The following is a 12209-nucleotide window of genomic DNA, read 5'->3' on the forward strand; positions in this document are numbered from 1 at the left end:
CATACGCATGAGCGACGCGATCGAGCACTTTGCCGCAAAACTCCGCTTCGAGACCGACGTCAGCGACGTGCACGCCGGAAAGGCGAGCCTCGTGGTCGTGGACTCGCGCGGCGCGCAGGCCTGGGCGCAGGGGCACATCCCCGGCGCCGTGCACCTGCCGACCGCCGACATCGCCGGCCGGGCCCGCGAGCTGGTCCCGTCCGGCGCGGACGTGGTCACCTACTGCTGGGGGCCCGGCTGCAACGGCGCGACCCGGGCCGCCCTGGAGTTCGCGCGGCTCGGGTACCGGGTGCGGGAGATGATCGGCGGGTTCGAGTACTGGGTGCGCGAGGGCCTGCCGTTCGAGACCGGCCACGGCCCGGACCGGCGCCCTGTGGACGACCTCACCGCGCCCCGCTCGGCCGTCACCTGCGACTGCTGAGGCCTACGGCAGGAACAGGGTCTTGCCGACCGCCGTCCGGTCCTCGATGCCGCGGTGCGCGGCCGGGGCCTCGTCCAGGCGGTACAGCTGACCGATGAGCGGCGAGATCCGCTTCTCCGCGACCGCGTCCAGCGCCGCCGACAGGTACGCGCGGTGGCGCTCCGGCGAGAGCTGCACCGCCCCGATCCCGGTGACCGTGACGCCGCGGGCCGGGGCGGGGGTCGCGAAGCCACCGGCCGGAGTGCCGTGGCCGGAGAAGCGACCACCGTCCCGTACCAGGGAGAAGGCCGCATCGCCGTAAGCGCCGCCGGCCCCGTCGAGCACGACGTCCACCGGGTCGACGGCGGCCGTCCAGTCCGCGGCCGAGTAGTCCACCACCTGGTGCGCGCCCAGCTCGCGCAGCCGGTCCAGCTTGGCCGGGCCCCGGGCCGCGGCGATCGCCGTCGCGCCCGCGGATCGCGCCAGCTGCACCAGCAGGGCGCCCATCCCGCCGGCGGCCGCGGTGATCAGCACCCGCTCCCCCGCCCGCAGCCCGACGACGTCCAGCAGCGCCAGGCCCGTCACGCCGTCGTGCAGGACCGCCGCCGCGTCCGGGTCCTCGACGGCGTCCGGGACCGGCACCAGCCCGGCGGCGGGCGCCAGGGCGAGCGTGGCGTAGCCGCCGCCCGTGTGGCCGAGGCGCGCGACGGCGCGGCGGCCGATCCACTGCGGGTCGACGCCGCTGCCGACGGTGGTCACCGTGCCGGCCACGCCGACACCGGGGCGGTACGGCAGCTCGGTGGGGAAGAACGGCCCGCCCCGGCCCGCCCGGACCTGGGTCTCCAGCCACAGGGTGTCCGCGGCGCCGACGGCCACGGCCACCTGACCGGGGCCCGGCAAGGGATCGGGGACATCGACGGGGACCAGCACCTCGGGGCCGCCGTAGCGGGCCACTTCGATCGCGCGCATGAAATCACCCTGGTACCTCAAGCACAGTTCAGGTCAAGTGGGTAGCTCCGCGCCGTGGGCACGACGACTGCGAAAGCGACCGAGACCGACGTGACGCTGCACGTCAACGGGCACGAGCACCAGATGCGGCTGGACAACCGCACCACGCTGCTGGACGCGCTGCGCGAGCACCTCGCGCTCACCGGGGCGAAGAAGGGCTGCGACCAGGGGCAGTGCGGCGCGTGCACGGTCCTGCTGGACGGCCGGCGGGTGGTCAGCTGCCTGGTGCTCGCCTGCTCGGTGGACGGCTCGTCGGTGACGACCGTCGAGGGCCTGAGCGCCGGGCGCGGGCTGCACCCGATCCAGGAGGCGTTCATCGCGCACGACGCGCTGCAGTGCGGGTTCTGCACGCCGGGCCAGATCTGCTCCGCCGTCGGGCTGACCGAGGTGGAGACGGAGTCGCCGGCCGCGATCCGCGAGGCGATGAGCGGCAACATCTGCCGCTGCGGGGCGTACACGCACATCGCCGCCGCCGTCTACGAGGTGGCGTCCGCCTCATGAGGCCGTTCGAGTACGAGCGGGCGGAGGATCCCGCGGGCGCGGTCGCGACGATGGTCAAGCCGGGCTCCACCTACCTGGCCGGCGGGACGAACCTCGTGGACCTCATGAAGCTCGGGGTGGTCGCGCCGGACCGGCTGGTGGACCTCGGCGGGCTGCCGTACCGCGACGTGGAGACCTTCGACGGCGGCGGGCTGCGCATCGGGGCGCTGGTGTCCAACACCGACCTGGCACGCCATCCGGTCGTCGCGGCGGCGTATCCGGCGGTGTCGGAGGCGGTCCTGGCCGGCGCGTCGGGGCAGCTGCGCAACCGCGCGACGGTGGGCGGGAACCTGCTGCAGCGCACCCGCTGCCGGTACTTCCAGGACGTCACCAAGGCGTGCAACAAGCGCGATCCCGGCTCGGGCTGCGACGCCCGCGACGGGGAGCACCACGACCTGGCCATCCTGGGCGCGTCCGCGCAGTGCATCGCCACGAACCCGTCGGACCTCGCGGTGGCACTGTCCATGGTGGACGCCTCGGTGCAGTATCTCGGCCCGCACGGCCAGGCCGCGATCAGCGTGCACGACCTCTACCGGCGGCCCGGCGACCGGCCGGACCTGGACACCAACCTGCCGCCCGGGTCGCTCATCACCGGGGTCGTCCTGCCCGACTGCCCGCTGGCCGCCGGCTCGCGGTACCGCAAGGTGCGCGACCGCGCGTCGTTCGCGTTCGCGGCCGGCTCGATCGCGGCCGCCCTGGACGTGCGCGACGGGACGGTGCACGACGTGCGGATCGCCTGGGGGGCGGTCGCGCACATGCCGTGGCGCGCGTGGGCGGCCGAGCGGGCCCTGCGCGGGGCGCCGGCGACGGCCGAGAGCTTCGCCGCCGCCGCCGACGCCGAACTGTCGGGCGCGAAACCGCTGCGCGACAACGGGTACAAGATCCCGCTGTTGCGCAATCTGACGGTCGAGCTGCTGCGCGAGATGACGGAGACGACGCCGTGACGTTTCAGGGGACGTTCCAGGGGGCGCGGCCGGCCCCGGTCCACATCGGACGGGCGGAGCCGCGGCTGGAGGCCCGGGACAAGGTGACCGGGCAGGCCCGCTACGCCGTGGACCACCCGCTGCCGGGCGCGGTCTACGCGTGGCCGGTGCAGGCGGCGTTCGCGCGCGGCCGGGTGAGCGATGTGGACACCGCGCAGGCGCTCGCCCTCGACGGCGTGCTGGCGGTGCTGTGGCACGGGAACGCGCCGCGGCTGGAGCCCGGCAGCGACCCGAACCTGCTGGTGTTGCAGTCGCCCGACGTGCGGTACTACGGCCAGGTCGTCGCGCTCGCGGTGGCCACGTCGCTGGAGCGGGCGCGGGCGGGCGCGGAGGCGGTGACGGTCCAGGCCGACGTCGAGGAGGCGGACACGGTCCTGCGGGCCGACCATCCCGGCCTCTACGAGCCGCCGGTGGTCAACGCGGGCCTGCCCGGGCGGGTCGACAACGGCGACTTCGAGACCGGGTTCGCCGCGGCCGACGTGCGCGTCGACGCCACGTACCGCACGCCGACCGAGCACCACATGGCGATGGAGCCGCACGCGACCACGGCGTTCTGGGAGCGCGGGCAGCTCAACGTCTTCGACGCGACGCAGGCGTCCTCGTCGGTCCGGGAGACCCTGGCCGCGCTGTTCGAGCTGCCGCCGCAGCTGGTGCGCGTGCAGAACGAGCACGTCGGCGGGGGCTTCGGGTCCAAGGGCGCGCCGTGGCCGAACGTGGTGCTGGCCGCGATGGCCGCCCGGTGCGTGGGCCGGCCGGTGAAGCTCGCGCTGCACCGCTCGATGCTCTTCTCCCTCGCGGGGTACCGCACCCCGACCATCCAGCGCGTCCGGCTCGGCGCGGACCGGCGGGGCCGGCTGGTCGCCCTGGGGCACGAGTCCATCAGCCAGTGCTCGCGGCTGGTGGAGTACACCGAGCAGAGCGCCGCGGTGGGCCGTGTCCACTATGGAGCGGTGCCGAACCTGACCACGAGCCACCGCGTCGTCGCGCTGGACGTGCCGCCGCCGACGTGGATGCGCGCGCCCGGCGAGTGCCCGGGCTCGTTCGCGCTGGAGTCGGCGATGGACGAGCTGGCCGCGGCGGGCAGCTGGGACCCGGTGCAGCTGCGCATCGACAACGACGCGGCGCACGACGCGGAGGGGCTGCCGTTCAGCAGCCGCCACCTCGTCGAGTGCCTGCGCGAGGGCGCGGAGCGGTTCGGCTGGGCGGCCCGCGATCCCCGCCCGGCCGGCCGCCGGGAGGGCCGCTGGCTGCTCGGGACCGGCGTCGCCGCCTCGTCGTTCCCGGCGATCACGTGGCCGTCCACCGCGACCGCGCGGGCGACCGCCGACGACCACTTCGAGGTGGCGGTGAACGCGGCCGACATCGGCACCGGCGCCCGCACCGTCATGCGCCAGATCGCCGCGGACGCGCTCGGGACCGCCGAGGCGTGCGTGGAGATCCGGGTCGGGGACAGCGCGATCGGCTACGCCACCGTCGCCGGCGGGTCGATGGGCACCTCGTCGTGGGGGTGGGCGGTGACCAAGGCCTGCCGGCTGCTGCGCGAGCGGATCGACAACGAGCACGGCGGCCGGGTCCCGCCCGAGGGGGTCTGCGTGTCCGCGGACACGACCGCCGACATCGCGGCCCGCGGGGAGTTCGCCCGGCACGCGTTCGGCGCCCAGTTCTGCGCGGTGCGGGTGGACCCGGCGACCGGCGAGGTGCGGCTGGACCGGATGCTCGGGGTGTTCGCGGTCGGCCGGGTCATCAACCCGACCACGGCGCGGTCGCAGATCATCGGCGGGATGACGATGGGCGCGGGCATGGCGCTCATGGAGCACACCGTGCTGGACGGGCGGCGGGGCGACTTCGTGACGTCGGACCTGGCCTCGTACCACGTGTGCGTGAACGCCGACGTCCCGCGCGTCGACGCCGTGTTCGTGCCCGAGGAGGACCCGCACCTCAACCCGATGGGGTCCAAGGGGCTCGGGGAGATCGGGATCGTGGGCGCGGCGGCGTCGGTGGCGAACGCGGTGTACCACGCGACCGGCCAGCGGGTCCGCTCGCTGCCGATCACGCCCGCGAGCCTGCTGCCGCCCGTGCCAGGATGAGCCCATGGCCATTCCCGACTTCCGCGCGGCGGACGCGACCGCCGTGCGGGCCAGCGTCGCGCTGCTCGACGGGCCGCTCGACCTGACCCTGCCCACCCCGTGCGCCGGCTGGAACCTGGCGGACCTGCTGGCCCACATGACCGTGCAGCACCTGGGCTTCGCCGCGGCCGCGCGCGGCGAGTCGTGGCCGCTGGACCGGTGGGCGCCGCGGCCGCTCGGCAGCGACCCGGCGGCGGACTACGCGGCGGCGGCCGACGAGGTGATCGCCGCGTTCGCCGCCGCCGGCCTCGAGACGCGGATCGCCCTGCCGGAGCTCGCGCCGGGGCCGATCCCGGCGTGGCGGGGCATGGGCGCGCACACCATCGACTACGTCGTGCACGGCTGGGACGTCGCGCAGACGCTGGGCCGCCGGCACGAGCTGCCGGAGGACGTGCTGCGGACGGCGCTGCCGATCGCCGAGGGGGTGCCGGACACGACGGCCGCGTTCGCGCCGGCGCTGCCGGTGCCCGCCACCGCGTCCACAATGGACCGGATCCTGCTACGCCTCGGGCGCGTACCGCGCTAACGCCTCGACGGGCGGGATGACGTAGTAGGCGCCGGTGAGCGGGGCCGTGTAGCGCGTGAGCGCGTCGCGGACCCCGTCGCCCACGCCGGCCATCCGGCGCAGCATCTCGTGCAGCGGGTGCTGGGTGGCGCAGAAGCCGACGAACATCGTGCCGTGGTCGCGCACGGTGCCGTACGCGGTGTTGCGGCGCAGGATCGCCAGCTCCTCGCCGTCCTCCTCGACGACGGTGCGCGCCACGTGCGAGGTCGGCGGCTTCACGTCGTCGTCGAGCTCGATCGAGTCGGCCTTGGTCCGGCCGATGACGTCCTCCTGCGCCGCGACGCTGAGCGCCTCCCACGCGCCGGTGTCGTGCCGCCACTGCTGGACAAGCGCCACGCTGCAGCCCGCCGCCGGTCCCTCGGCGATCGCCGCGACGGACGGGGCCTCGCTGCGGGTGGGGTTCTCGGTGCCGTCGATGAAGCCGGTCAGGTCGCGGTCGTGGTGGTACACCCAGCCGGACACCTCGGTGGCCGCGACCGCCACGGTCTCCAGGATGCCCAGCGCGGCCCGCGTGTAGTCGAACAGCGCGGTGCGGTCGGCCCCGGACAGCCACAGCCACGCGTCGTGCTGGGTGGCCGGCATCGCGAACCCGTCCGGGCCGGTGATCGGCTCCAGGAAGTCCGCGGCGACGACCGGCTCCCACAGCGACGGGCGGACGCCGACGACGACGTTGATCGCGCCGGTGGCCGGCATCGGCTCGCCGACCGCGGTCAGCGCCGTGAACAGCTCCCGCGGGGCGACGCCGGGGCGCAGATCGAACTCGAGGTACGCGTGCTCGGCCAGGGCCGCCGCGAAGATGCCGGGCTGCGGGGTCGGTGCCATGGCCGTGATCGTATTTGACGGTACGGTCGGCAGGACATTTGTCACCGCCGGATCGCTATCGACGAATCTGCCCGCCGCCCCGCCGGATCCCTACCGTCACATGCATGAACGCCGTCGAGCTCGAAAATCTGTCGTACCTGTATGGCAATGTGCGGGCCGTGGAGGACGTGACGCTCACGGTCGAGACCGGCGAGGTCGTCGCGGTGCTGGGGCCCAACGGGGCCGGCAAGTCGACGACCCTGCTGATGCTGCTCGGCCTGCTGCCGCCGAGGACCGGCAAGGTCGAACTGTTCGGGGGGACGCCGCAGGCCGCCTGCGCCGCGGGCCGGGTCGGCGCGATGCCGCAGTCCGGCGGGCTGGTGCCCCGCTCCACGGTCGGCGACCTGCTGCGGTTCCTGCATGACGTGTACCCCGATCCGATGCCGATCGAGGAGGCGCTCGAGCTCGCGGACCTGACCGGGCTGGCCGGGCGGACGGTGGAGAAGCTCTCGGGCGGCCAGGCCCAGCGGATGCGCTTCGCGATGGCCCTCGTCGGCCGGCCCGACCTGCTGGTGCTCGACGAGCCGACGGCCGCGCTGGACGTCGAGGCCCGGCGCGCCTTCTGGACCGCGATGCGCCGCTACGCCGGGCAGGCCCGCACGGTGCTGTTCTCCACCCACTACCTGGAGGAGGCCGACGCCAACGCGGACCGGATCGTGGTGCTCGACCGCGGCCGGGTCATCGCCGACGGCACGGCCGCCGAGGTCAAGCGGCGGGTCACCGTGCGCACGGTGAGTGTGACCCGGCGGGAGGCCGACTATTCGCTGCTGCCCGGGGTCGTCGCCTTCGCCGCGCACGCCGACCGGGCCGTGCTGACCAGCACCGACTCCGACGCGACCGTCCTCGCCCTGGCCGCCGCCGGGCTCCTGGCCGACCTCGAGGTCGCCGGGGCCGGGCTCGAAGAGGCCTATCTCGCACTGACCCGGCTGGAGGCCTGACATGCTGCCCTACATCCGCCTGGAGCTGCGCCGGCTCGGCCGCACCCCCGGCCTGCTGATCTTCACCGTCCTCATGCCGCTGGTGAGCTACGTGGTGTTCACCAACGTCAGCACCCTCACCGGGCAGGACAAGAGCGCCGCCGCGACCTACACGATGGTGTCGATGGCCGGCTACGGCGCGATCGGCGCCCTGCTCAACTACGCCGGCGGCCTGGTCACCGACCGCTCCGTCGGCTGGCTGCGGCAGCTGCGGCTGACCCCGCTCAAGCCGATCACGGTGGTGCTGGGCCGCGGGGTGGCCGCGATGGCCGCCGCGCTGGCCCCGGTGCTCGCGCTGTGCCTGGCCGCGGTGCTCATCAACGGGGTGCGCCTGGACACCTGGCAGTGGGCGGCGATCCTGCCGCTGCTGTGGGCCGGCGCGGTGCCGTTCGCGCTGCTGGGACTGGCGCTGGGCTATCTCGCCACCAGCCAGACCGCGCAGCCGCTCAACCTGCTCGTGTACCTCGGGATGTCCATCCTCGGCGGCCTGTGGCTGCCGCTGGACGTCATGCCCGGCTGGGTCGCCGCGATCGGCCGGCTGCTGCCCACCCACGCCTACGCGGACATGTCGTGGCGGGTCGCGTTCGGCGGCGCCCCGACCGCCGGCGACGTGGTGATCCTGGCCGTCTGGATGGCGCTGTTCGCGGCCCTGGCGAGCTGGGGCTTCCGGCGCTCCGTTCGCCGCATCACGGTGCTGTGACAGGGTGATGGCCATGGCACGCCTTCCGCGCCCTCCGATCGGGGGCATGATCTGGGTCGCGGTGTGGACGTTCGCCCTCGTCGACCCGCTGTCCACGATCACGACCCCCGCGGCGGCGATCGGGCTGGCGGCGTTCGAGGTGGCGTACGTGTACGTCGCGGCGATGGGCTTCGAGTCGCGGTGCGTCACGCGGGCCCATCACGTGCTGGTCGGGATCGTGGCGGCGCTCGGGGTCGGGCTGGCCCTGGCGTACGGCTCGCACTGGCTCATCCTGCTGCTGTACGTCTCGGTCGGCGGGGTCGCGGTCTACGCCTCGATGCCGCGCATGGTCCTGGCGATCTGGTGGTTCGCCGGCTGCCTCGCCGCGCTGATCGCCATCGGCCTGATCGTGGACGCGGACGCGTGGCAGACCGGCTCCGTCGCCGTCGGCATGACCCTGTCGTCGATGCTGGTCGCCTCGGTGCGCCAGCAGATCCGGCTGGTCAACGAGCTGAAGCACACCCGCGACGCCCTGGCCGAGTCGGCGGTGGCCGAGGAGCGGCTGCGCTTCTCCCGCGACCTGCACGACCTGCTCGGCCACACCCTGTCGGTCATCGTCGTGAAGGCCGAGGTCGTGCGGCGCATCGCCGAGCGCGACCCGGCCGCCGCGGCGGCCCAGGCGGCGGACATCGAGCAGGTCGGCCGGCGCGCGCTGGTCGAGATCCGCGAGGCGGTGACCGGCTACCGCGAGACGGGCCTGACCGCGGAGCTGGCCCGGGCCAAGGGGGCCCTGACGGCCGCCGGCATCACGGCCGACGTCCTGCGCACCGCCGACCCGCTGCCCGACACCGCGGACCGGCTGCTGGCCTGGGTGGTGCGCGAGGCCGCCACGAACGTCATCCGGCACAGCGGCGCCGCCCGCTGCGAGATCTCGCTGACCACAGTGGACGGCGCGGCGGTGCTGCGGGTCGCGGACGACGGCGACTTCGGCCCGTCCTCGCCGGGCGTGGACGCGGGCAACGGCCTGCGCGGCCTGCGCGAGCGGCTGAGCTCGGCGGGCGGGTCGCTGGAGACGGGGGCCCGGGCGGAGGGCGGCTTCGCGCTGACTGCGAGGCTTCCGCTGTGACGACGGGGATCTTGTCCGCTGTGACGACGCGGGTCTTGTCCGCTGTGACGATGGGGTTGGCGCGATGACGATCAGGGTGTTGCTCGCCGAGGACCAGGGCATGATGCGCGGCGCCCTGGCGCTGCTGCTCGACCTGGAGCCCGACCTGGAGGTGGTGGCCCAGGTCTCCAGCGGCGACGCGATCGTCCCGGCCGCCCTGGAGGCCCGGCCCGACGTGGCGCTGCTCGACATCGAGATGCCGGGCGGGGACGGCATCTCCGCCGCCGCCGAGCTGCGCCGCCGGCTGCCCGGCTGCCGGGTGCTGATCCTGACCACGTTCGGGCGCCCGGGGTACCTGCGCCGGGCCATGGAGGCGGGCGCGAGCGGTTTCCTGGTCAAGGACGGCCCGGTCGAGTCGCTGGCCGCCGCCGTGCGCCGGGTGCTGGCCGGGGAGCGCGTGGTCGACCCGGACCTGGCCGCGGCCGCCCTGGCCGCCGGGCCGGACCCGCTGACCGACCGGGAGCGCGACGTGCTGCGCGAGGCCGCCGACGGGTCCACGGTGGCGGACATCGCCAAGCGGCTGCACCTGTCGGAGAGCACGGTGCGCAACTACCTGTCGGCCGCCATCACCAAGACCGGCACGCGCAACCGGATCGAGGCCGTGGGTGTCGCCCAGTCCCGCGGCTGGCTCTGACCGGCCGCCGCAAAGTTGAGTCGAGGTGACTCAGGTCACGTCCCGGAACGGAAGACGCAGGGCGTGCCCCCGGTTGTAAGACTTGAGCGACACGGGCTCAACCTTGGAGGGACTCATCATGTTGCTGCGCACCGTTCCGTTCCGGTCCTTTGACGCCTTCGACCAGTTCTTCGCCCCGGCCACCAGGGCCACCGCCGCCGGCGGGCGAGGCAGTGCGGCGCCGCTGGACGCCTACCGCGACGGCGACGCGTTCTTCGTCGAGATCGACCTGCCCGGCGTGGACCCGGCCTCGATCGACGCCACCGTCGACCGCAACGTGCTCACCGTCAGCGCCGAGCGCACCCGCGCCGAGCGCGAGGGCGTGCGGCGGGTCATCAGCGAGCGCCCGTCCGGCACCGTCACCCGCCGCCTGGTCCTGGGCGACAGCCTCGACACCGAGCGGCTCGAGGCGAGCTACGACGCCGGCGTGCTGACCCTGCGCATCCCGGTGGCCGAGAAGGCCCAGCCCCGCAAGATCGAGATTGGCACCGCCGCGCGCGAGCTCAGCACCGCGCAGTAAAAGCAGAAGTGCAGGTAGACCGGCGACACGGCCGGAACGCGCGAACGAGCCGCGGCCCCTCGGGGTCGCGGCCGTTGCGTTTCCCGCAGCGGGCATTCGGAATCGATCGACGTCTGCACGGGCGGTTATTCCCGATGCGCTCCCGGTGATCATCGGGCGGAATTGCCCCGGGACGAAATGCCGGGGCCCCCGCGCCCGGAGTCCGGAGGGTGGGACGAGCCGGCGGCACCGGCGCCAAAGGCGACCGGCAACAGACGGCAAAGGCGACCGCGACCGGCACGGCGGCGGGCCAAAAGCCGGCGCGGCGGCGAGCCAAAAGTCCGGCGCGGCGGCGGACCAAAAGTGCGGGCAAACCATGTGGCCAAAACCACCGCAACCGAAAGCGGCCGACAAAGGCGACCGCGGCGGCGGGGAATCGGGCAATGCAAAGCGGGCCGGTCGCACGAATTCGTGCGACCGGCCCGCCGGTGTCTTCGTCAGGGAGACGGTCAGCGGCCCGCCTCGGCGTGATACCGGTCGACGATGTCCTGCTTGATGCGGCCCCGGTCGGACACGTCGATGCCCTTGGCCTGCGCCCACTCGCGGATCGCCCGGTTCTGGTCGCGATCGCCGCGGGTCACGCTGCGGCCGCGGACCTCGCGCCCGCGCGAGGTGGCAACGACGCCGCCCCGGCCGATCTTCGTCGCGGCGGCGACGAAGGGAGCCACCGCGTCGCGCAGCTTGGCCGCGTTGCCGGCGGACAGGTCGATCTCGTACTGCACGCCGTCGAGCGCGAACACGATGCTCTCGGCGGCGGGCTTGCCGTCGATGTCATCGATCAGCTCGTGGATGACGCGTTTTGCCATGAGTGGCCTTTCCTCGGTGGTACCCAGGTGTACAGAACCGCTGTGCAGAAGCTATGCGAGCCGAACCGATGCGGAGCTCGGCACTGAGCGCAACGCCCGTATCATTCGGACACAAACACAATAACTGGCGTCATGCTACGCCCGTTGCACGGGCGAGATTACCTCCACGGTAGCCCTTTCGCCCGCCCGCCACGGAAATCGGCACGTCACGAAACGCATACAACACGAAACGCACACGATCGGTAAAGCAGACACGGCGAATTGGGCGTGATCGGCGCGCTCCGATCACGCGGGCGAGTGTCGGAAGCGACGCGGAAGAGCCACCCCGGCAGGATGTCGAGAACTCACCCGCGCGATCCAGAAGATCGCGGATGTGGAGTCAGGCGAGGATCCGCAGCGACAGCAGCAATGCGCCACCGACCACGAGGAGCAGGCCGCCGACGGAGACGACCCGCACCAGCCAGGATCCCTCGCGGACCAGGCGGGTCCAGCGCAGCAGCTGCGCACGCGTGAACTGCAGCAGCCGGCGGGCCCAGGCGAACTCCATCGCCAGCAGCGCCAGGCCGCCCAGGATGATGAGCCAGCCGGGGCCGGGCAACGGCAGCAGGATCACGCCCACGGCGATGATGAGCGTGCCGAGCACGGCCACCACGATCTTCACGCCGAGGCGGCCGAGCGGGGTGGCGTACGCGCGCTCGCGCAGCCGCAGGAAGCCGTCCCGTATCCGGTCGGCCCGGGACCGCCAGGGTGCGGGCGCCGGCGGGTCGGTCACGGTCACGGGCTGGGGCGGCTGCTCAGACACCGTTCCATGGTCCACGAAGCGACGGGTTGCGGCCGAATTCGGCACCGAATCGGACTAATAGCGCA

14 protein-coding genes are annotated in these 12209 nt (G+C 73.7%); 10 read left to right on the forward strand and 4 right to left on the reverse strand.

The features are described 5' to 3' along the window. Positions 1-7 precede the first annotated feature (7 nt). Positions 8-421: a rhodanese-like domain-containing protein gene (locus tag ACQPZ4_RS41165; RefSeq protein ID WP_433048817.1), complete on the forward strand. Its 414-nt coding sequence runs from the start codon at positions 8-10 to the stop codon at positions 419-421. A 3-nt stretch (positions 422-424) separates the two neighbouring features. Here the strand turns inward: ACQPZ4_RS41165 and ACQPZ4_RS41170 are convergent, their stop codons facing one another. Continuing rightward, positions 425-1369 (reverse strand): zinc-binding dehydrogenase, encoded by a 945-nt coding sequence (locus ACQPZ4_RS41170; RefSeq protein WP_433048820.1) that lies wholly within the window; start codon positions 1367-1369, stop codon positions 425-427. 54 nt (positions 1370-1423) lie between these two features. Between ACQPZ4_RS41170 and ACQPZ4_RS41175 the strand changes: the two genes are divergently transcribed. From ACQPZ4_RS41175 to ACQPZ4_RS41190, 4 genes are read left to right on the forward strand one after another with little or no spacing between them, the layout of a single operon-like run. Next, entirely contained in the window at positions 1424-1909 is a 486-nt protein-coding gene (locus ACQPZ4_RS41175) for a (2Fe-2S)-binding protein (RefSeq protein ID WP_433048823.1), read from the forward strand. Further along, on the forward strand, positions 1906-2892 hold the full coding sequence (locus ACQPZ4_RS41180) for an FAD binding domain-containing protein (protein WP_433048826.1): 987 nt from the start codon (positions 1906-1908) through the stop codon (positions 2890-2892). The genes ACQPZ4_RS41175 and ACQPZ4_RS41180 overlap by 4 nt, the downstream gene beginning before the upstream one ends. Then, complete coding sequence (locus ACQPZ4_RS41185; protein ID WP_433048829.1) at positions 2889-5018, forward strand: xanthine dehydrogenase family protein molybdopterin-binding subunit; 2130 nt, start codon at positions 2889-2891, stop codon at positions 5016-5018. The genes ACQPZ4_RS41180 and ACQPZ4_RS41185 overlap by 4 nt, the downstream gene beginning before the upstream one ends. 4 nt (positions 5019-5022) lie before the next feature. Further along, a complete protein-coding gene (locus ACQPZ4_RS41190) occupies positions 5023-5583 on the forward strand; it encodes a TIGR03086 family metal-binding protein (RefSeq protein WP_433048832.1) in 561 nt (186 codons plus the stop codon). Here the strand turns inward: ACQPZ4_RS41190 and ACQPZ4_RS41195 are convergent. Further along, positions 5557-6444, reverse strand: coding sequence for a Dyp-type peroxidase (locus tag ACQPZ4_RS41195; protein ID WP_433048835.1), 888 nt, complete (start codon positions 6442-6444; stop codon positions 5557-5559). The genes ACQPZ4_RS41190 and ACQPZ4_RS41195 overlap by 27 nt on opposite strands. A 104-nt stretch (positions 6445-6548) precedes the next feature. Here ACQPZ4_RS41195 and ACQPZ4_RS41200 point away from each other — a divergent pair, with 104 nt between their 5' ends. The 5 genes from ACQPZ4_RS41200 to ACQPZ4_RS41220 all read left to right on the forward strand — a co-directional run bounded on the left by ACQPZ4_RS41200 (position 6549) and on the right by ACQPZ4_RS41220 (position 10497). Beyond that, the gene (locus tag ACQPZ4_RS41200; protein ID WP_433048838.1) at positions 6549-7421 is read left to right on the forward strand and encodes an ABC transporter ATP-binding protein; all 873 of its coding nucleotides are present in this window, start codon (positions 6549-6551) and stop codon (positions 7419-7421) included. 1 nt (position 7422) lies between these two features. Next, positions 7423-8160, forward strand: a complete 738-nt coding sequence (locus tag ACQPZ4_RS41205) for an ABC transporter permease (RefSeq protein WP_433048841.1) — start codon at positions 7423-7425, stop codon at positions 8158-8160. 46 nt (positions 8161-8206) lie between these two features. Then, positions 8207-9265 (forward strand): sensor histidine kinase, encoded by a 1059-nt coding sequence (locus tag ACQPZ4_RS41210; RefSeq protein ID WP_433048844.1) that lies wholly within the window; start codon positions 8207-8209, stop codon positions 9263-9265. A gap of 64 nt (positions 9266-9329) precedes the next feature. Next, a complete protein-coding gene (locus tag ACQPZ4_RS41215) occupies positions 9330-9938 on the forward strand; it encodes a response regulator transcription factor (protein ID WP_433048847.1) in 609 nt (202 codons plus the stop codon). 118 nt (positions 9939-10056) lie between these two features. Continuing rightward, on the forward strand, positions 10057-10497 hold the full coding sequence (locus ACQPZ4_RS41220; RefSeq protein WP_433048850.1) for an Hsp20/alpha crystallin family protein: 441 nt from the start codon (positions 10057-10059) through the stop codon (positions 10495-10497). Between the two features lie 488 nt (positions 10498-10985). On the opposite strand, the gene ACQPZ4_RS41225 is transcribed toward ACQPZ4_RS41220, so the two are convergent. Together ACQPZ4_RS41225 and ACQPZ4_RS41230 are read right to left on the reverse strand one after the other, a co-directional pair. Next, the gene (locus ACQPZ4_RS41225) at positions 10986-11342 is read right to left on the reverse strand and encodes a histone-like nucleoid-structuring protein Lsr2 (protein ID WP_433048853.1); all 357 of its coding nucleotides are present in this window, start codon (positions 11340-11342) and stop codon (positions 10986-10988) included. A 379-nt stretch (positions 11343-11721) separates the two neighbouring features. Continuing rightward, a complete protein-coding gene (locus ACQPZ4_RS41230; protein ID WP_433048856.1) occupies positions 11722-12144 on the reverse strand; it encodes a TIGR02611 family protein in 423 nt (140 codons plus the stop codon). Positions 12145-12209 lie beyond the last annotated feature (65 nt).

The sequence above is a fragment of the Dactylosporangium sp. CS-033363 genome, assembly GCF_050942475.1.
In the GTDB taxonomy this organism is placed as follows: Bacteria; Actinomycetota; Actinomycetes; order Mycobacteriales; family Micromonosporaceae; genus Dactylosporangium.